General features: G+C 43.7%; 17 protein-coding genes. All 17 read right to left on the bottom strand.

All coding sequences use genetic code 11. From position 1 onward, the window contains the following. The 17 genes from D0907_RS08380 to D0907_RS08300 all read right to left on the bottom strand — a co-directional run bounded on the left by D0907_RS08380 (position 1) and on the right by D0907_RS08300 (position 19,901). A complete protein-coding gene (locus D0907_RS08380) occupies positions 1-7,197 on the bottom strand; it encodes a hypothetical protein (protein ID WP_118844311.1) in 7,197 nt (2,398 codons plus the stop codon). Continuing rightward, positions 7,190-7,600: a DUF6950 family protein gene (locus D0907_RS08375; protein ID WP_118844310.1), complete on the bottom strand. Its 411-nt coding sequence runs from the start codon at positions 7,598-7,600 to the stop codon at positions 7,190-7,192. The genes D0907_RS08380 and D0907_RS08375 overlap by 8 nt, the downstream gene beginning before the upstream one ends. After that, positions 7,584-8,174, bottom strand: a complete 591-nt coding sequence (locus D0907_RS08370; protein WP_118844309.1) for a hypothetical protein — start codon at positions 8,172-8,174, stop codon at positions 7,584-7,586. Before D0907_RS08370 ends, D0907_RS08375 begins: the two co-directional genes overlap by 17 nt. Further along, positions 8,174-8,782, bottom strand: coding sequence for a hypothetical protein (locus D0907_RS08365; protein ID WP_244223120.1), 609 nt, complete (start codon positions 8,780-8,782; stop codon positions 8,174-8,176). Before D0907_RS08365 ends, D0907_RS08370 begins: the two co-directional genes overlap by 1 nt. Positions 8,783-8,864: 82 nt before the next feature. After that, positions 8,865-9,776: a hypothetical protein gene (locus D0907_RS08360; protein ID WP_118844308.1), complete on the bottom strand. Its 912-nt coding sequence runs from the start codon at positions 9,774-9,776 to the stop codon at positions 8,865-8,867. Positions 9,777-9,847: 71 nt separating this feature from the next. Beyond that, a complete protein-coding gene (locus D0907_RS08355; RefSeq protein ID WP_118844307.1) occupies positions 9,848-10,723 on the bottom strand; it encodes a hypothetical protein in 876 nt (291 codons plus the stop codon). 54 nt (positions 10,724-10,777) lie between these two features. After that, a complete protein-coding gene (locus D0907_RS08350) occupies positions 10,778-14,176 on the bottom strand; it encodes a tape measure protein (RefSeq protein WP_244223147.1) in 3,399 nt (1,132 codons plus the stop codon). Next, on the bottom strand, positions 14,136-14,489 hold the full coding sequence (locus D0907_RS08345; protein ID WP_118844306.1) for a hypothetical protein: 354 nt from the start codon (positions 14,487-14,489) through the stop codon (positions 14,136-14,138). Before D0907_RS08345 ends, D0907_RS08350 begins: the two co-directional genes overlap by 41 nt. 20 nt (positions 14,490-14,509) lie before the next feature. Beyond that, positions 14,510-14,836 carry a hypothetical protein gene (locus D0907_RS08340; protein ID WP_118844305.1) on the bottom strand — a complete coding sequence of 109 codons (327 nt, stop codon included), beginning with the start codon at positions 14,834-14,836 and terminating at the stop codon, positions 14,510-14,512. A 5-nt stretch (positions 14,837-14,841) separates the two neighbouring features. Further along, positions 14,842-15,738 (bottom strand): hypothetical protein, encoded by an 897-nt coding sequence (locus D0907_RS08335; RefSeq protein ID WP_118844304.1) that lies wholly within the window; start codon positions 15,736-15,738, stop codon positions 14,842-14,844. Next, entirely contained in the window at positions 15,735-15,938 is a 204-nt protein-coding gene (locus D0907_RS08330) for a hypothetical protein (protein ID WP_118844303.1), read from the bottom strand. The genes D0907_RS08335 and D0907_RS08330 overlap by 4 nt, the downstream gene beginning before the upstream one ends. Further along, complete coding sequence (locus D0907_RS08325; protein ID WP_118844302.1) at positions 15,935-16,378, bottom strand: phage tail terminator protein; 444 nt, start codon at positions 16,376-16,378, stop codon at positions 15,935-15,937. Before D0907_RS08325 ends, D0907_RS08330 begins: the two co-directional genes overlap by 4 nt. Before the next feature lie 22 nt (positions 16,379-16,400). Then, a complete protein-coding gene (locus D0907_RS08320) occupies positions 16,401-16,823 on the bottom strand; it encodes a phage virion morphogenesis protein (protein WP_118844301.1) in 423 nt (140 codons plus the stop codon). Positions 16,824-16,825: 2 nt separating this feature from the next. Beyond that, positions 16,826-17,293, bottom strand: a complete 468-nt coding sequence (locus D0907_RS08315) for a DUF1320 family protein (RefSeq protein ID WP_118844300.1) — start codon at positions 17,291-17,293, stop codon at positions 16,826-16,828. 75 nt (positions 17,294-17,368) lie between these two features. Further along, positions 17,369-18,307, bottom strand: coding sequence for a capsid protein (locus tag D0907_RS08310; RefSeq protein ID WP_118844299.1), 939 nt, complete (start codon positions 18,305-18,307; stop codon positions 17,369-17,371). Between the two features lie 40 nt (positions 18,308-18,347). Further along, positions 18,348-18,743, bottom strand: a complete 396-nt coding sequence (locus D0907_RS08305; RefSeq protein WP_118844298.1) for a hypothetical protein — start codon at positions 18,741-18,743, stop codon at positions 18,348-18,350. A 3-nt stretch (positions 18,744-18,746) separates the two neighbouring features. Further along, positions 18,747-19,901 carry a hypothetical protein gene (locus D0907_RS08300; protein ID WP_118844297.1) on the bottom strand — a complete coding sequence of 385 codons (1,155 nt, stop codon included), beginning with the start codon at positions 19,899-19,901 and terminating at the stop codon, positions 18,747-18,749. Between the last annotated feature and the right edge of the window lie 260 nt (positions 19,902-20,161).

Below are 20,161 nucleotides of genomic sequence, written 5' to 3'. Positions count from 1 at the left end.
TTAGTCCTCTTGCGATATTAAGGTTAATTTTTGTGATGGATCGTAACTACCGGATGTTTGAAACCCTGTACGAGCTGTAATTGAAAGTTTGTAGGTCCGGTTGGATGTGTTTAGTTTGTTGTCTGTGTACGTGAAAGAACCTGAGCAACTTTGACTCGTTGACCAAATATACTTTCTAGATTCAAAGTCATATTCACTGGATACACTGCTATTTCCCGTGAATGTTTGTGACTTACGAGATAGCCAACCGCCATTGATGTATTCATATAAGTTGATAGTGTATGTCGGGGCAGGCGGGGCGGATGGCGATGTATCGCTGTGGCCACTTGCATTTGATGTAGCCAATAAAGAGCACACAATGTCGATAGTGCCGCCATTTGAGCCGAAGGGACCAATTGTAACGCTCGCTGTGGCTGATAAATTCGTTGTAGATAGCGCTGTACTTAGTACACCAGCTGTAATGGCTCCACCAAAATAGGCGTTACCAGCGGTATCTTTCCATTCAATACCATTTGCTTTTGATAGGGCATTGAGATTAGGCAAGCCATTACTCATAATTTTAGGGCCGTACCAATACCACAAATTATCAGGCCCAAAGCCACTGGCAAGTTCAATTTTCATGAACGCGCCACCTATTAGGTCAATACGCGGTGATTCAATGCGGGTATTCGCTCTGAAAACACGCCCATCAACTGTGCCATCAATGAGTGCATCGCCATGCACTTGCAGGGCATAACTTACCCAAGACGAGCCATTAAAGCGTTTTGTTGTTTGAATACTGGGGTCGGATGATTTGTAAATCGTGACACGATCGTGAATAACAGGGGAGCCAGGTACATTTGCATTTGCGACTGAATCAGACCAAGTACCTGAAGACGTTGCAACATCAACAGCAATAGAGCCTCGACTACCATCAGCGCCGTCTTGTCCATTCTGCCCATTTAAACCATCTTGGCCATCAGCGCCATTTTGCCCATCAGCACCTTTATCACCTTTAATGATGTATTCAACAGGCGAAGACCAACTTGTATTAGTCCAGGTATTATTTAGTAAGTGCCAACGTGTTTTAGACACCCAGGTAATTTGTCCATCGATATAGACAGGCGTATCAGCCCAATAAGTTGGGAAGGTTTCAGATGTGCCATTAAATGTACCGCCTGTTGGGGTAGTGGGTTTAGTTAATGATGATCTAAATATGTAGCTAACAAAGCTGCCGTCATTCCCATCAAAGTAATCGGTGCCTTTAACGGGGGTGTAACCGTCTTGACCATCTTTAACAATGACACTATTACCTTCACCATCTGTCACTGTGTAGGTGCCATCCCCGTTATTAGTGACAGTCGGTATGGGAGCATCTTCACCATCGCGTATTGTTATGTGCTCGGTACCATTACTAATTGTGTAAGAGCCATCAGGATTCGTTGAGAATGAAGGGGTAATACCGTCTTTGCCGTTTAGGCCATCTTGACCATCCGACCCGTCTTTACCGTCTTGCGCTTTGATATCGTCAAGGTTGCTAACAGCGTGGCCGTCACCCAGTACTAAACGGCCTTTGAATATATGCACAGGATTAGCTGGGTCTGAGTTGTCAACGTATGAGGTTGGTACAAAGGTCTCACCTACCATCACACCTTGGCGGATCACATCACCAATCAAGTCGAGGTTGCCTACTTCTCCATCGTTATAACCCGCAATCCCCACCACGCGACCGTTGTTATCAAGCGTCCAACCACCACGCGCAACTAGTTTACCGTCTACCGTCGTAAACAATTGGCGTAGTTGTTTAATGCTCGCGCTGTTTTCACCATCACTAATTTGCATATTGGCAATGAACTCAGCAAGCGGACCATTAACCCATGAACCACCATTGGCCACACATTGAACAGCATCATTTTCGCTGGTTATTTGGCCCTCGGCATTTATACAATGTCCAACGGCAGTACGGGTGTACTCTTGTGCGATTGATACTGCTTCGTTTTTTGCCGCTGCGGTGTCTTCATTTATTTTTGCTGTCAGCGTTTGCTGCAGGGTGCTAAAGGCTTGGTCTTGACTGGCAAAGGTTTCGGTTACTTCATCAAATTGCGCGATTGTGTCAGCAACAAACGATTCAAACTCTTCATCACGAACTGTGTTAGCTTCATCAATCGTCGCTATGGCCGTTGTAACACCACTAAAACGGGCGCTAACACTATCAAACGTTGCTTGATAACGTTGGTCGCGTATTACGCTCGATTGATATTGGTTAGATACCGCTTGATTTAAGCTCGTAATAATTGCTTGGCTGTCATTGAATAGTGCTGCAAGCTCAAGCTGCTGTTGTGCCAGGCTTTCAAACTCAGTTGTTTGCGCTTGAAGCTTTTCGTTCGCAAAGGCCGCTTTAATGTCGAGCTCTGCAAGTTCGTTATCACGAATTAAGGCATTATACGCAGCTATCACTGCGTTTAAGTCGGTTGCTTGTTGCGCCAAGCTCAAACCTTGGATCTGTACAATACTCGTTGATATTGTGCCTTCAGCGGCATCTAAGCGCTCTTGTACGTCTGAAAACTTGGCGTCTACACCGTCTTCTTGTGCGTTATATGCCGTAATGCGCTGCGCAATGTAAGCCTCTGCACCATTAATAAACTGTTGGGCATTGTTGGCTTTTTGAAGTGTGTCATTATCAGCAAACTGCTGCAGGGTCGCGCTGACTTTATACGTAGCATCAAACGTATTAAGTGATTGCTGTACGTTACTTTGAGTTTGGAAACCTTTCAGAGTAACCCACGCCGCACTAATTTCAACGGCACGTTGCACGGCTGGACCATCAACCCACGTATGGCCAGCTGTTTCACATGCAATGGCATCATCCTCATCAACACGGTTGCCTTGTGCATCTACACAATAGCCAGTGACTGCCCGGGTAAACTCGTTTGCCGTAGCGAGCATTGCTAAGTCTTGGTTTTGAAACTCGATGCGAAGTTGCGATCCCATACTGGCACGGGCTTGCTGTTCAGTGATAATGGCTTCATCTAACGATATTAAGTCAGCTTCAGCTTCGCCCATACGCGCACTTAATTGCTCACGTGCTGTTACTTCAGTCGATAGGTCATCCGCATTAGCGCGAATTTGTTCTTCAGCCAACGCGATTGAATCATTTATACCGTTCGGTCTATTTACGAACTGAGTAATTAAATTAGTAATTGTCCCATCCGCTGCGTTGATCCATTGCTGGGCTTCTTTAGCAGCTTCAATAACACCGTCATCGTTAATTTGCTGGATTGTTGCTGTAATGCCATGCTCACCGTCAAATGTACTAATGAATTGCTGTACGTTAGACGCGGTTTGGAAGCCTTGCGCACCAACAAATACTGCTGTGTAGTTGTTAATTAGCTCAACTAATGGACCTGCTACCCATTCATGGCCAGCGGCAATACAGGCTAGGGCATCAACTTCATCAACGCGGTTTCCATCTGCATCGATACAATATCCCACAGTCGCCTCAAGCCGTTCGTTTGCTTGGGCAACTGAGCGTTCGCCTTCTCGGGTAATTTCAGCTCTTAACTCACGTTCGGTGCTGCTTCGTGCTGAACGTTCATTAGCAAAGGCTTGATTTAAGCTTGTTAAATAGGCTTGGTTTTGTGCAAAAGCACCGGCTAACTCTAATTGCTGCGTCGCTAATGAGCTAACGTCATTCGTAACAGCCGTTAGCTTTTCATTAGCAACAGCTAAGCTATATCCTTGCTCGGCTAAATCCTTGTCTTGCTGTAACTGGTTATACGCTTGAAGGATATCTGCTAAACCTTGCTCTTTTACATCCAGTTCAAGGCCGCTTATTTGCGTTACGCTTTGGCTGATTTCGCCTTTAATCGCATCTAAACTTTGCTCGGCACTCGCTATGCGCTGATTTACGCCATCTTCATTGTTTAGAATACTGGTAACTTGGTCGCGTATAGTGGCGTTTGCGCCATCAATCCATGATTGTGCAGCGTTCGCTTTTAAAATGGTGTTGTTGTCTGAAAATGCCTGTAATACCGCACTAATATTGTATTGGGTATTAAACGAGTCAATTAAGGTTTGCACATTACTTTGTGTTTGAAACCCAAGCGCATTAACCCAGGCTGTTGTTGCGTACTGCGCCATGATACCGGTGCGGGCATTGATATCATTTTCAAGTGTTGTCGTGCGCGCGGTAATATCAGCAAGGGCTAAGTCATTCGCGCCACGTTTTCCTACTTCAATAAAATCAATGTCACAGGAGCCTAAATCAAACGCAAGGCTGGTAATTATACCTACATACCCATTTGTGCCGGTTGCATCAAGGGTCAACGTTTCCCATTCATCCGTTGTTGGCTCTGGTAAATGAAGTGGGGTAGCGCTGCCATTAAACGTGATATTGCCTTTCCATATTGAGCCAGTATGCTTTCGCACACGTAACCTAAACATCGGGTTTTCAGTGGCATCGTAGCTAATTACCGGTGTAGAGACAGGGTTGGTGGCCACAATATAACCTTGGGCATGGTGGCTATCTGCACCCGTAAACCCTTCAACCCCCGTGTTAAATTGCCAACTGTACGCAGGTTGTAATGCCGCAAGGGCACCGGCAATTTGCCCTTCGACTTCGGCATACGTAGCACGCTGTGTAATTTGACCTGCTTGAAGCTTTAACGTTGCTTCAGCTTGTGTAATACGGTTTTGTGATTGCGCTAGTTGCTTCGCGTTCAGCGTGATTTTACTTTCAGCGCCTTCAATAAGTAGCTGCGCACTGTTAAAGCTTTCATCTGTGTAGGCAAATGCACGGTTAACGATGGTGCCGGTATCTGGATCAACATACACAGCTGCATCGATTAATCGCTCATTGTTAAAGGCTCTGCGCTCATACTCATTGCGCCAATTGGTATAGGCTGCTGTCACATTTAAAACACTTAAGCCTAAATCCTGTTGCTGTAGGCGCTGGCTTTCAATAGCAATTTGATTGATTTTAATCAGTGCAGGGAGGCTGTTGTTCTTTGATGCATCCAGTACTTCGGTAACACGTTCTAACTCATTTATTTTACTGTTTGATTGTGCAAGCTGGCTTTGTAAGTTGTTCGGGTTCTCTGCATCAATGACCTCTACTTTTTCAGCAAGGCCCGTAATCGCATCAATATTCTTAGCAATGAGCGAAGGTAAGTTATTCTCAGTCTCAGGGCGTAAACGGTCGACTTGCTGATTAATATCGTTAATTAAATTTTGTGCTTCCTGGCTTAAACGCGTAAGGGGAAGCTCATTAATAAACTCGGTTAAGTCGACTGTCGTCGTGGTGGCCGATACATCCACCCACGCGGATGAACCTAAGTGGTTCACACTGCGTACTCTAAAGTTGTATTCCGTTTCGCTCTTCAAACCAATGCGGTTATAAATCTGTGCTAAAACACGTTCACCCGATTGCGGCTGTGCGGTTGTCCCTAAGAACTCCCATTCAAACTGTGTACCAATGCCTGCAGCAGCAAGCTCGGCTGTCAGGGTAATTTGATTGTAATCAGCAAGTACATGCACAACCGGTATCGATGGGGTAAGCACACTAAACTGCACACCGACCGTATCAGAGCGTTGGCCAAAAATATTTCTAGCGCTAATACGTGCGGTGTATTCACCAAGGGCAAGCTTAGGGATGGTGACTTGTGTGTACGTTACTGTTGTTTTGAAGACGGGCTCACTGGATGAGGCGTGAATAAACTCAACATCGTATTCATGCACAGCCAGTGGTGTAGGGTGGTTCCACTTTACAATGCCGTTTCCATCGCCATCAATCGTCACCCGTACATCAAAAATAGGCTTCGGACGGCCCACTAAATAATCACTGTTTGGGGTTAAATCTTGTGCGCCTGGTATTAAGTTATCACCCCATAAGCCTGGGCCATCTTCGATACACATTAGCGTTACGCCGCCATCTAAACGAAAGCGGCGCTCTGTCACACGGTAGATTTTATTGGTAATCGATTCACCAGGTAAGTTTAAGTAAACAGTTCTACCAACTGCAGCGGCCAAGCCTTTGTGTTTAAGGGGTAATTCAATTTCACCTAAGCGTGTTTGCTCTAGGTGTATGGTAGCCAATCGCTGTGCTGTGGTACTGCTTCTAACAAACGGTAAAGTTATCGACTTTTCTAATATCTGGTTATCACGCGTCTGGTATGCCGAAGATATCACCGGTGGCGCATCTGTGCGCTCGTAGTTTTGCTCGGGGTCGGTAAATGTAGCGCGAACCACATTGGCGCGGTCGCGTAAATCGGCATGCCATTTAATCTTAATGTTGCCGTGAACATCATCTGCATTAATGGTGTATGTCGGGTTGCCATACCAAGCACCAACACGCACATACCATTGGCCCATTTGCCTAAAAATCTTACCCGCAAAACAGGATTCAAGTTGGTTCAATACATCAAGGGGTTTCGTGGTAAAGGTAAAACTGCCGTTTGTTGTATAACGTGGCTCAGTGGTGATATTGCCGTCTTTATCAGTAAACTCGGCCTCTTCATCACATACGTTAATGGCCGCAATCCACCATTCAAGGGGTAAGCGCTCAAAAGGGACTTCATGCGCGCCATAGAAACGTACATAGTGCAGGGCACATAACACCGCGTTTTGTGACCAAAGCCAGGTGGTTTCATCATCTGGGTTTTGATTTGTGTCGCGAGGGTCCCACACCCGGGCACCGCGAATTAAAAACTCAGTATCGCTAATACCATCTGGAAAGACTTCACGGTTATTTTCAAACTCAACAAAGATATGCGCTTGGCCATACCCAATGTGTGCTGCTGTCCAACCTGCCATTTTAGCAACGGCTTTACTGTTCGCAGTTGTATGGCGGCCATCACTTAATTCATAGTCCCAGCTTTCACTTGGGTACTCAGTAAGCGGCTTATCAGCAATGTAGATTTCTTCGAGGGCATCAATTGGGGCACCATTAATCAGCACCACCATTTGAACAAATTTCTTTTTATCGCGTTCAATTTCCGCCTGGTGTGCAATAACACCACCAACACGGTCACGGCCAAAAGTGATACGGCGCGGTTGGTCTATGCCTTTTTGTAAGCCCTTAGCAAGTGTGGCTAAGTCTTCTTCAGGCACATCAGGAGTAAGTGAGTCCCATAGCGCACCCACCGTTTTATCAAAGAGACTGCGACCAATACCGAATAAGTCGCCGCCTGTGTCTACAACGGTATCGACAACTTTAGACATTACGCGGCTCCAATGGGTAAACCGCTTTCACATAGCTCATAGGTTTGGTGACTAGGCCATATTCACCCACACAGACCACCGCATTAACCGTGACAATCCCGCCAACAAGTTCACCGTTAAATTCAACGAGCGCACAATCACCACGCCGTGCATACGCAATGGGAATTTCAGGGTTTAAACGGTCTTTAAAGACGCTTTGAACATCGTTTAAACCGCGTTTAAAGAGTTGTTTAAATGCACCATTCTCAGAGCGGTATTTACCCCGAAAATCTGCAGCAACGTCTTGGCCTGTCGCAAAGCGAACCCAATCTGCCACGAGTAGGCAGCAATCATTTTTGCCCCACTGAAACGGCATGCAATTACGTTGGTTTATAAAGGCGGCTAGTTTAACGGTGGCGTTCACGGCGTTTATTTCCTATGTAGTTACCAGGTTGTGTGTCAGGTAGGTTTTGTTTATTGGCAGACGCTTGCTCACTGAAAAAAGCATCATCAGGATAAAGGGCGCGTTGTGTGGCATCATTCCAGCGTTGATGTAAGCGTGATTCTTTCCAGCGTTCACTTTCACCCGCCACACTTAATTGCACTTGTGATACAGCACCGCGCTCTACATCGCATGCCACAATGTAACCACTTTCAAGCAGCTGGCTTTGGCTTACGCGGTAGTGTTCATCCACGGTAACAAGGTAGATTTCGCAGGTATGGCCAATGGGGTCGTTTTCAGCGACTTCAGCCAGTACGGCAGTGTCTTGCGTATGCAGGGTTAAGCGAATACGGGCGCTGTCGTTCTTGTCATTAGCAGGGATTTCACTCACAGTACCGAGCATGCCTAAGCCATGCCAGGTTAAGTTTTTAAAGCGACGTTCACCCACACCCGTATGCAGTAAAACATCACCACTTTTAAATGCCAGACGAACAAAGTAACGGGCGCGACCACTAGTGGCTAAATCAGCGAGTAACCCAGCGTTTAACGACTCCATTAAAACGCCTCCCGTCCTTTAATCTTCCAACTGGTGACAATGCCTTTTTTGTATTCAGCGCTGTCTATGCCCTGGTTGTTATCCGCAAGGCGAAACAAACCACGCGGCTGTTTAAAGGTGATTAAAGTGTTATCAGCAGGGATTTTACGCAGGGGCGATTCAAACACGACAGTGGCACGGCCAAGTGAATCACTGACCAAATCACTGGTTAAAATCTTTAGTTCTGTATTTTGGCCAACGCCCACTTGCATACGTTCGCCGGCAACCAACAAGGTTTGGTTTAGCGGTAAACCATCAATAACCAGCGTATTGCCGTCTTGGTTTTCACCACGCACATACCCAGTAAAGTCTTTATCAAGTTGCTCTCGACGGTAATCGAGCAGGGTAAAGGTACCCACTTGGCCACGCAGGCTTGCAATAAACGCATCAAGCGCCAATGCTTCACGCTCAGGTACATTGGCCAATTCAATTTCAAATTCCCAATAAGCACCTTCTAGGTCATACACCTCAGTGGCGTTATTGGCTTTGTTTAAATGCACTTGGCTATTCGGCACTAACTTAAAGTTAGAGCGTTTAGGGCGTTTGGGTAAGGGAAGTGGAACTGTCATTGTTACCAGGCTTTAAGTAAAACACTGGTAACGAGTATAAAATTTAGGAGATTAGCTTTCGGCTGGAAAGGAGTTTACATAGTTATAGTAGTTTACGCTCTTTTAGTTTTGCAAGTACTTCATCTGAAAGAGCGTTGAGCCAAGCTACTGCTTTCAACTGTCTACATGTTAAACCAGCTATCTCAATAAATACAAGCTCAGCAATATCTTGTTCGCCTTCTTTAGCTGTCTTAAGAAGATGATAGGCGATTTCCACAAACATCAACCATGTAAAAATTGTAAGCTTTGCAAATAATGTAATTTCTAATACTTCTTTGAATTCATCGCTTTTCAGTGCTTTCATAAATAGAGCTATGGACTTAACTTTGTCTATGTATTGAAGTGTAGGGGCTGATAGTATTAATCCTTTAAGTGAGTTATTGTATCTTGTCGACTCAATTGGTTTTTTACTTGAAAAAATAAAGTATTGATGTAAGAAGTCTTCTAACTTAATTATATTTTTAATTTCTTCACCTGAAGAGTTTATTGGAAAAGCTGTTTTAAACCCTGAAGTTGATTCTGAAACTAAGATCCATTCATCACCAATCCGGCCATATGCGTATTTTTTTTGTAAAGAACTTTTAACTTTATCCGCGATATCAAAGACAGCATCTTTAATAACAGTAAAATTTTGAGTGTCAGATTGCTCTTTAAGAACTTCTTTTGTTGCTTCAAGTTCTCGTTTTTGAAGCTCCAACGCTTCTTTTGAATCACTCCATGTTCTATATAACAAAAATATTGAAGCAAACAACAAAACAGGTGAGAAAGCATTATTAAGGTATGTCGCCGTTGTAACCCAGTTTTCGATTGGGGCATTGTTATTAAATGAAAAATGCCTAAAAAACTCTATTCCTATAAGTGAACATGCAACAGCAGCACAAATAACGGTTATTAACCCCAATGATGTACGCTTAGGCATGTGTTTCTCTTCTGAAAGTTTAGTTTTGTCGTTCATAAAGATCTTTGTAAACCGTTGTATCTAATATTAGAAATTTTCTTTAACATATTTATCTCTTTTTGATTATTTTAGTCAAAGAAGTTATCCGGGATATCGTCGCTAAATTGGATAAGCCTTTTTGCGAGCTCTAAATCGTAAATAACCTTAAACTCTTCAATTAGCTCTTTTTTATAGTCAGATTCAGTATGATGAATTTTTTTTAAAAGTAGCATGGTTGAATTAACGTATTGATTACTGAAAAGGTTTTTCATATATATAGCAGAAAACACATCAAAAAAGATATTTTTAACTTTGTAAGATTGATGTCTAATGATGTCGTTTAAGTAATCGCATTTATTAAAATTGAGTCCATAGCACGCACTTATGTGTGTACCTGTAATTACAAGTTCTTTTTGAGACAGTTCAATTGGATAAAGCTTGAAATAAAGTTGTTCAGCAAAGTCATTTATTGATGATTGCGCCTCTTCGTAGTTAAAACCAATTGATTTGTAAAACTCTAGCAGTCTCACATTAGAGTTTTGGTATAGTCCTTCCAAAAAATTAAAGAGCTCATCATTTGCTGCATTGTTATAAAGATCGAAAACTTTTTGCTTTTTAATCATCTTTTCATTTAAATAAAGTGACTGTCTACTTAATATGTCTAAATCATCTTTTCTTTGTTGATATAAAATCTGTTCTTCAAGTTGAGCTCTTGTACTTTCCATCTCTTTCTTGGTGGTCAGCCAAGTTAAAGCTATTAAAACTATGGACGCAAAAGTTAATATTGGGGTTAAAATACCATTCAAAATTTGTGCGGTATTTAACCAAGACTTTTCTGTTCCTAAGTATGTTGGAAAGTCTATAGCAAAAGTAACAACAAAAATTGACAATAATGCGGTAGGTATTATTAAAATAAAAGGTAAGACTTTGATAATCTGATCTAACTTTTTTGTTTTATTTGACATCAACATTCCCTCGCTTAAAAATTCCTTTTTACACGAATCTCAATTACTTAACAACTAAGCAGCCCCACGTATAGAGCGGATAATTGCGCCGTTACTTTGAATGTTCGCTACAACAACACCCACCACTTCACGCGCAATGTCTTGTCCAATAAGTTGAGCGCTTTGCTCATTTGCTGAGCCTTGTACGTTAATTTGGTTTGTAATGCTTAACGAAATACCACGAGAGCTTGAATCATTTGCTGCAGCAGTTCCTGCGTTATAGCGGCGTGCCATTTGGCTAATTTCAGTGTTTTGTTTCGGGCTTAATACACGCTCACCACGTTGTAATACATAGGTCGATTCATTAGGTACGTAATCTAAACCACCGTGTGCAATACCTGCTGGTTGTTGTGCTTTAATTTGTCTGACTTGCTGCATACCTTGCATAATTGCAGCTGCTGCGGCAATACCACCTAGTACAGGGCCAACAATCGGAATGGATGCAAGTGATGTAAATGCACCCGTGGCACTTTGATAGGTATTTATCACAGCTTGCGCAATAGCAAAGGCTTTGTAAGCTTTAAATGCCTTTTTGCTTTGGCCTGCCATGCTTTTGAAAGTAGCAGCGCCTAATCCAACAATGGCTTGTGCCTTGTCTGCTTCGGTTTGTTTTTCAAAGTTAGCAAAGGCAACAATGTTACTTTGTAGGGCACCGGCATAGCGGTTCTTAATCTGAAATAAACGCTCCTGGTGCGAAGCTTCATCGGCTTCACGTTGGCTGAAATAGCCGGCTGCTGCATTTAATTCAGTTTGGCGTTCAAGATCACGAATTTGATTATCCGCGTTGTATTGTAGCTCGCCGCTGTCATCATTAGCCGCTAAGCCTAGTGTAGCGCGACGTTTTGCATCAACACGCGCTTGCTGCCTTGCTTGCTCAACACGTAGTTCGTTGTTGTAGGCAGCTAGTTGCTCTCTATCAGCAAACCCCTTAATAATGGCAATGCGATTATCTAGATCTCTTTGTAAGTCATTCTTACGCTTTTCTTCTGCTTGGTTCTGAATACGAATTTTTTCAGCTTCACGCTTTTCTATGAGCGTTTTTACATCCTCAGAATACTTGGTATCTAGCTGAGTCAAAATCGCATCGTACTTTGCTTTATTAGCGACATCGTTTTCACGCGCAGTAAGCACCATTTGACGTCGTTTGTCGTAGCTCACTTTGAGTCTGGCTTCTTCACCTAATAAGCTTTCTTGTAATCGTTTAATGTTTTCAGGAAGAGCCGTTTTTGTGCCTGTTTGATCTAATTTTGGCTCAGTCCACTTTATGTCGTTTAGGTTCTTTTCAAAGTTTGCAATCTCGCTGGCCGTGTCCATTAGCTTTGCGCGAAGGTCTGTCTGCTTATCAATATACGATTCTAAACGTCTAATTTGACGGCTGTACGCTGAAGCTGCTCGGCCAGTAGGTGCTTGGTCTTGTTGCGCTTTTAAATCAGCTATTTTGCTATAGGCATCTTCAATGTTTTTACTGTATTTACTGATTTCATTTTGATTATTACGTAGCTGTGTAGAGGCTTTTTTATTAGCGAGTGTGTCAAAGGCTGTAGATAAATCATAAAGATTCACTTTAAGCTTTTTAGCCGCATCGCTTGATGTATCGCTTTGGCTCGCAAAATAGGCGAGGGCAAGTCCGGCAGTTACAATGACACCAACAGGCCCACCTAAAAAGCCCATGGCCATACTTAATCCACGTGTAGCAACAGTCGCTCGGGTTGCCGCGACGGTATACGCATTCGTAGCTACAGCAAGGTTTGCTTCAGAGGCCGCAGCTCTATTGTTCGTTGCTGCCAATCGAGTAATTGCAGCAGCGCGAGTGCCCGCTGTTGAGGCCATGGCAAGCTGGCGTTTAGCTGCAGCGTTTTCATATAAAGCACGTTCACGCTCAGCGAGTGCATTGACCTTTGCTTGTTTAGCCAGGGCAACATCGGCAAGTAAGGCTTGGTTCTTAGCCGCTATATTCGCAATATAACCTTGCACGCTAGTGGCAAGGCTTGAGACAAGTCGCCCAGCAAGAACAGATGCCAATGCGCCCGTGGCTAACACTAAATCATCTACAACCTCTTCGTTTTCACGTAAATACGCCATCGTATCCGTTATACTGCCTACAACACTGGTAACAGCAAAGTTTACTGGTTCTTCATATTTACGAATTAAGCGCTGATATTCATTACCCATTTCAGCAAAGCTTGCGTTTATCTTGCCTTCGGTCGCTTCAGCTGCACCCGCATAATCTTCAAGTGCTTTGATCAAATAGTTTTTAAACATTTGGCTAGTTACTTGGCCATCGTTCACCATTTGTCTAAAACCGCCAGCGGCTTTACCTGCTGCTTTATCGAGTTTTTGTAATAAGCCAGGCATAGGCTCAGTAACTTGGTTTAACTCTTCAGCACGTAACACACCAGCCGTCATACCTTGTGTCATACCAAACAGGCTTTGCCCAAGCTGTACATTGCTTGCGCCTGTTTTTGCAGCCGCATTGGCCATGCCTTCAAGTATCGCTATACCTTGCTCTTGGGTAACTACACCCGCATCTTGAAGCGTTAATATTTTACTGTATGAATCGGCTAGGGTGGTGTAACCGGTGTTTAATCTGTCAGCTGTTTCAAATAAATACGCTTGGACTCTTTCATATTCACGGGTTGAACTCGTTAACCCTTTTAATCGCGTATCAAGCATTTGTGCAGCACCGGTATCACGAACAAACATGGTTGCAGTACCAATACTCACAAGAGTGGTAAGCGTGGCACCTAATTGACCATACGCAGTGTTCATTAAACCAAGCTGGCGATTCATAGCACCTTGTTGGCGCATAACAGTAGCCTGGCTTACGCCTAATTGTTGATTGGCCGCAACTTGGCGTTGAATTGCTGCAGGCACACGATTTAAGTCAGTAACCGTTTTTCGTGTTAATACCTTTTGTTGTCTAGATGTTTTAGCATACGATAACGCAGCTTTATTTTGAGCTGTAACTTGTCTCTGAATTGACTCAGGAACACGATTTAATTCGGTTACGCTCTGTCTTACACTTGCATTATTTTTTGCCGAAGTTGTTTTTTGAGATACTACTGATTTTTCATTTGCAACAGCTTGTTTATCTATTGCTTTGGGAAGAACATTTAACTCATTAGTGTAATTACGAACAGCGTTACTCTGTTGCTTCATTGCTGCAGCTTGGCTTACACCAACGCGTTGATATGCAGGTATTTGTTCATGTATTGCTATGGGGACTCTGTTTAAAGCAGAAGTTGTTTTACTGAAACTATCAACTTGCTTTGCAGACTCGTCTTTAGCAACCTTTGATTGCTCTTTTGCCGTTTCTTTAATGCGATTGATATCGTTAACGTTCTGACGCGCACCAGCAGTAACAGCTTTACCGTCATAACGTAAGCGTAACGCCAAATTCAAGTTGTTGCTCATCAGGTCGCCTTATCAGTCCAATTATGGTGCGTTCAAGGGTTTGTACTTTGTCAAAGTCGGTAGGAGTGAGTGATATGTTTGCATAGCGCCACGCAATATCAGCCCGGGCATAATCAAGGGCAAACTCAACCCCGTTATTATCCAACTGCCATTGGCTACTTGCTGTTGTTATAGCGGTTACTGCAACGTGATTAGCTGGCAATACAAATAATGTGTCGTCTTTGTCGTTTTGTTCAGGCGCAGCTTTAACAGGTGCGCCAAAATGGGCTTCGTCGTCATCTAATGTTTGGCTTTGTGTTGCTAGGTCGCCCAAAAACCACCTAGCAACATCGTTTAGTTTTTTTCCTGTACACGGTATTGGGTGTTAATACACTCAACACTTAACCGCGCGGTTAAGCCAGGATAAACAAGCATTTCTTCAAGTGTCTCAGTTGCAAAGGGGACTTGCTTACCGTCATCGACAAAACCAGCCCAACCAATGAGCAGGTCACGAACAATTTCCTTATCATTCGCACCTTGTTTACTCGTTAGGTCATCTAATGTTTTTTCATCGACTACTTTAATTTTTGCGGTGAACTTGAACTGCACACCCCCAAAGTTAAAGTTTAAAGGCGCTTCAGCAACGGCATTTTTTAATTCATTCAGGAGTTTTAATTTCATTGGGATCACTCAAAAACAAGGGTTAATTCATCGTAGCCAGCACCACTGGGTACCAGCTTTCCATCAAACTCGTAGCCCGTTAATTCAGAGTCAAGGCTTGTGTATTTAGGGTGGGGCATTTGATAACGGCCAATAATGGTGACTTTTTTGCCAACAGTCGTACCATGTGTAAATTCAAACATTTGAACTTGGCCAACCGTTTCAAAAGGATTAAAGCTCGTCAGTTCTTCAGCCGTAAGGGTAAAGTTTGCACTGCTTTCATGGCCGGTGATCATAATTTCTTCATGGTTAATCGCACGGTCAAATACCACGCTATTTCCCAAGTCCACGGTCAGTTTGTGCAAGGTACGTTTTACATCGTTTAACTTAAAGTCAGAGCTATTACTTACCCCAAGTACTTCTGGACGCACCCAGCGGGCCCAATCAACTGCAGGCGCTGCTGTGCTTGCAATCGGGGCACTGAATAAGCCTTTAAACTGCCAGTTCAGCATTGGCTTACCTTTTTCAAGTTGTAAGCTCACATTACCTTTCATTTCACTGATTGAGTGCGTGTTCTTACCAAAACGAACCAAGCATTGAACTGCAACAGCGGCACCTTTGGTAAACGTCACGCTTGTAGCATCAGCTACTTGCACCATGCCACACGCAAGTAATAGGGGCGCAAAGGCAGGCTCATTACCGGCAGTGCCGCTCATAGCAAGAGGCGTTTTAAAGTTAAGACTAATGTGCTCACCGTAAAACGTTTCGAGGCTTGCACCGCTGTAACTTGTTTCAAGCTCGTCTTTTTCGCTTTCGTTCTCGATAGCTAATTCAACTTCGCTTGCATAAATAGCATGCATGCCCGTTAATGTGGTGCCCAAGGCATCTGCTAAAATTAATTTATCTTTAAAGCGCCAGCTCATGATTTAACCTCCACTTTAATTAACTCGCCGTCTTTCAAGTTAAACGCACCAGCCAGTTCTGTTCGAGCGGCCTTATTACTTGAAAGTACCTTGTTTACATTGTTCGCAATGGCCATCGCACGAGACACTTTAGGCTGTGTAATAACAACGCCTTTTTCGTGTGCTGGTTTTGTAGATTGCGTTTCGGTTTGTTTGCTCATGGCATCACCTTCACTGTTACGGTATGAATACCAGTTACACTAAACTGGCACTGATAAATTAAGTTGTTTGTTTCCTTGCTAAGCTCAACAGTGCGTCCTTTATCGAGCTTGATGGGGTCCCATCCTTGAAACTGGCAACCGGCGACGACTTCCTTTACTTGGCCTTTTAACTCCTTTATTTGTGCATTACTCGTGGCATTCCCTGTTATGCACGGAATAACAATCATCACAGCAAACGTTTCACTTACTTGGTATTCATCAAGCCCAGGTACGTTGTTAGTGTTTGTATTGTCTTCAGCGAGAGGCAAAACAAATAGTTGCGCACTGTGGACCGCACGTTTTCTCACTTCGTTAAAGTCACTCGAAAAGCCAAGCGTTGCTCTAATTGCAGATTGTTTAAGGACGGTTTCGACCTTGTTTAAATCAAAGTTAAATGACATTTAAACCCTCTTTAAACTCACTTTAAATTAACCAGTCTTCAACGATGTCGTTAATTTCTGTTTCTTGTATTGCAGCAATACCGAGTATTGGCCGAGCAGGCAGCTTAACGTTTTTATTACGACCTGCTTCGCCCCCAAAATGGTGGATTGCTGAATACTTCTCACCTAAACCATGCACTAACGTGTCAGAACTAACGTTATGCGTCACTGAGCCAGCTAATTGACGTTTATCAGTCAGTGTTAAACCGCCACGGTCTTTGGCTGCTTGTGATTGTTCCCACTTGCGGCCTTCAGGTGTCATTTCACGCAAAAAGCGCGTGGTGACATCCATGTCTAAAAATGCACCGATATCGTCCAATACATCGGTAGGTCTCTCACTGGTTGTTGCAATTTGGCTTAAGCGGGGCAGTGCATTACCCGTAATTTCGATAAACACACCCGCCATAATTAGTATCTATCCCAGCTAAATTGAGAGCCTGCAGGTATTGTTCGCATCCCAGTTCTTACGCCTGCAGGCGCGTCTTCCTTAATTTGGATCACACCCTTACTAACCTTATCCAATAAAGCCATGGCCTTTTGGTTCAGAGCTTTTAGGTGTTCGTCGGCAATGTTGGTTGCCAATTCACAGTGCATTAAATCAATTGCAATGCCTGGTAAAACCGACTTCTCTATATCGTCTTGTGTTAGCTTGAATCTCGCTACAAAGCCCGTAATCGTTGCGTTAACGTCTTTTTGTGCTTCGCTGTACCACGCAGCAATCTGCTGCTGTAACTCTGTTGCAGGCACTCCCAATAGCGCCGTTTCAACATCATCACGGGTTGGGTATTCACCTGGCTCTGCAAACTTTGCAGATACAAATTGCAGGAGCACATTAATGCCAATCTTGTCGATAACTGTTTGAGTTGTCGTAAACATACATGCCTCAGTTGGTAAAAAAAGCCCCCGAGCTAGTCGGAACTGGGGGCTTCATCACGGAACAACGCGTTAAAGTTAAACGGCAGGTGTTAGTACGTTCGTCAGTAAGATGCCGCAGTCTTTAGCAATAATTTGCTCCTGAACAGCTTCCCCAACCATGATCTCAACACCACCGTTTAAACCAGCAGATACATCACGATTGCCTGATGTCCGCGCGCCATAGCGAGCAGTCAATGCGAATGTCATTCGGCTATTATTAAATGATGCTAATGGGTCGTGATATGTAAACGACAAGCTATCTTTCCATGCACTTTGAAGGTTTACTGCTTGCCCTTTTTTGGCGGTATTTAAACGTGCTTGGCCTACTGTCACATGCTCAAGTTCGAGTGTTTCTTTAATATAGCTCCATGGCACTAAGCCCTGGTCGCCACTAGTGCCATTAAATGCTTTCAGCAATTTAGGATGTGTACGTAACTTGGTAGCAACCTTTTGTGACAAGGTCATCGCGTTTGGTCGCATCAATGGCTCATCAAGCATCTCAAGGAAGAATGGCAAAATATCAAGTTCTGGATCATCTAAAAACTTAAATCCTGCGCCAGCCAGAGAGTGGTTATAACCAAAGTTAGCGGCTTTGTTATACATGTCAGCAACACGCACTTCACGCTGAAGAAGTACAAGATCTGTTAAGCTCTCAGCCGCGTGAGTACGTGGGTTATAGTTTGCTGGTGCATTGGTTACATCATCATTTGGAATAATGTCAGACAGACCATAGTCAGTAACTGAACCTGTTTTCTGATCAACGCTAAATTCAACTTGGTTCGGACTCGATTTACGGCCAATTTTAGAATCGGTCAGCGTAAACTTTTCACCTTTTTTATATTCAGTCCATTTATAGGTACGTAAATTAACAGGTGAATATGGCGCTAATAAATCAGCTACGAGCGCTCGATTTCGGTAAGCAATGGCAATTGCCGTTTGCTCAGTATCGGGGGTAAATGGCATACCATTACTCATGGCAAAATCCTTAATTATTTAGTTTTAGTAACCCAAGCGCTTAAGCGCTTGGAATATTAGCGACAAGATGCGGGTTCAGAAACACATCACCAATCGTGCCTGCAGCTCCGTCTTCCATGACCCAGCCAGCTACATATAATTCGGTTGCACCGACAAAGTTTGCTACGTCAAATGCAACTGCTTTGCCTTCAGCATCTGCAACCACAGGTGTACCAGCTACAAGCTCTTCACCAAATTCAACGGGCGCACTTTGTGTCAAAACAACATCAATACGTAAGTGGTCATCGGTTCCTTGCTCAGTTACACCCGCAAACATGGCATCAGCACCAGTTGCTAGCGCAACTTGAAAGTCAGCTGCTGCAGATACAATGCAGAGGCGATTAGGGGGGATTTCACCCTCTGAACTAAAGTTTCTAATAAATCCTGGTTGCGCCATGGTTTATGCCTTCTTAATGTGGTCTAACGCAGACGAAATACTAATCGTAACGCCTTTGTCAGACTGTGATTGCTGATACTCAAGCGCTTTAGCAGCGAGCGTTTCAGCTGTGTCGTTGCTGTCTTCGCCGTCTGTATCGTCTTTATTAAACTCGCTTGTAAGGCCAGTTTGCTCGGGTAAACCTTTTAAGAATCCTTTAAACCAATCCGCTGGTTTTAAAGCTTGGTTTTCACCATCAGCTGCTGCGAACTCAAACGTTGTATCGCCATCGTCTAGGCTTGCCATAAACTCAGCAACGCCTTCGGTGTTGGTTAAACGTGGTGCATTACCACTGTTAACTTCATCATTAATAAACGTCTTAGCAGCAGTTACACGCTGGTTGTATTCAAGTTGCTGGTTCTTGGCATTGGCCGCATCAAGCTGGTCTTGAAGTGCCTTCTTTTCTTCTTCATCCATCGCATTGTCCTCATGGGTCGGGGGCGTGGCGTCACTATTAATTTCTGTATCAATAGCGCCACCTTTACTAAATTCGGCGTTACTTTTGCTGCGCTCATGCTCAGCAATAATGGTTTCTTCTTTTAACCACTCTGATTCGTATTCGGGTACAACTTTATCTGCCGCTTCACTACCAAAACGGTCAGTAATAAAGTTGCGCAAATTGCCCATAAGACGTGTGAGGGTGTTTGATGTGCGTAGCGATATACTGTCCATATCACCCGCAGAAAATTCAAAGGTAAGGGTGTCGACGTTTTCATCCTGGTTAAATTGCCAGGCTAAACCTTCAACAGCAGGGGGCTTGCCACCTAAGTAACCTATGTGGGCAAGTTTGTAGCCATTTTCGACTTTTTCTAATCTAACTGAGCGGTTAGGGTAGCGCTTGTCTTCAACAGCTTGTGCAAACTCACTGCTGACTTCATCGGCTTTAGCGTAAAGTACGCCGTCTTCGGCTTTTAATTCACTGGCCCAACCCCATGCAGGTGAATCCATTTTAGGGTGGCCGATTACAAGCGGTGCGGTTTTAGGTGTGAAGTTAGCAACAACGCTATTTAAATCAGCGTTACTAAAAGTTTGGGTCTTACCTTTGCTGTCTGTTTGGGTGCCAGCTTTAAAAACTTCAAACCAATCGAACTGTGTATTTGAGCTTGCTTTCTTTGCCATGATGTAGGTGCCAAAATGAATTAACTGGCACCTAGTTTATGAATCATATAAAGGGGAGACTGCTGGAAAAGACTTTACAGCTAAGGCTATGGGGTAACTAATATAGGCTAAGCGGGTATCAAAAAAGTCGCAAGGAATTTTTATGGCCCACTGTTCAAGTTGTCAAACTGCTCTTACTAATAAAGAGCAATTATATCTAGATGATTATTGCTCTGAATATGAAATGCATTCTCAGACATTTTTACTCTGTAAATCATGTA

Source organism: Pseudoalteromonas lipolytica (assembly GCF_003515105.1).
Lineage (GTDB): Bacteria > Pseudomonadota > Gammaproteobacteria > Enterobacterales > Alteromonadaceae > Pseudoalteromonas > Pseudoalteromonas lipolytica.
This window is presented reverse-complemented; position numbering and strand designations above follow the sequence as displayed.

Coding starts and splice junctions, on each gene's coding strand:
- D0907_RS08340 (WP_118844305.1), bottom strand. CDS start 14,836: ATGAAATTAAAACTCCTGAATGAATTAAAAAATGCCGTTGCTGAAGCG.
- D0907_RS08320 (WP_118844301.1), bottom strand. CDS start 16,823: ATGGCGGGTGTGTTTATCGAAATTACGGGTAATGCACTGCCCCGCTTA.
- D0907_RS08380 (WP_118844311.1), bottom strand. CDS start 7,197: ATGTCTAAAGTTGTCGATACCGTTGTAGACACAGGCGGCGACTTATTC.
- D0907_RS08330 (WP_118844303.1), bottom strand. CDS start 15,938: ATGAGCAAACAAACCGAAACGCAATCTACAAAACCAGCACACGAAAAA.
- D0907_RS08310 (WP_118844299.1), bottom strand. CDS start 18,307: ATGAGTAATGGTATGCCATTTACCCCCGATACTGAGCAAACGGCAATT.
- D0907_RS08355 (WP_118844307.1), bottom strand. CDS start 10,723: ATGTCAAATAAAACAAAAAAGTTAGATCAGATTATCAAAGTCTTACCT.
- D0907_RS08325 (WP_118844302.1), bottom strand. CDS start 16,378: ATGTCATTTAACTTTGATTTAAACAAGGTCGAAACCGTCCTTAAACAA.
- D0907_RS08305 (WP_118844298.1), bottom strand. CDS start 18,743: ATGGCGCAACCAGGATTTATTAGAAACTTTAGTTCAGAGGGTGAAATC.
- D0907_RS08370 (WP_118844309.1), bottom strand. CDS start 8,174: ATGGAGTCGTTAAACGCTGGGTTACTCGCTGATTTAGCCACTAGTGGT.
- D0907_RS08300 (WP_118844297.1), bottom strand. CDS start 19,901: ATGGCAAAGAAAGCAAGCTCAAATACACAGTTCGATTGGTTTGAAGTT.
- D0907_RS08360 (WP_118844308.1), bottom strand. CDS start 9,776: ATGAACGACAAAACTAAACTTTCAGAAGAGAAACACATGCCTAAGCGT.
- D0907_RS08365 (WP_244223120.1), bottom strand. CDS start 8,782: ATGACAGTTCCACTTCCCTTACCCAAACGCCCTAAACGCTCTAACTTT.
- D0907_RS08335 (WP_118844304.1), bottom strand. CDS start 15,738: ATGAGCTGGCGCTTTAAAGATAAATTAATTTTAGCAGATGCCTTGGGC.
- D0907_RS08315 (WP_118844300.1), bottom strand. CDS start 17,293: ATGTTTACGACAACTCAAACAGTTATCGACAAGATTGGCATTAATGTG.
- D0907_RS08350 (WP_244223147.1), bottom strand. CDS start 14,176: ATGAGCAACAACTTGAATTTGGCGTTACGCTTACGTTATGACGGTAAA.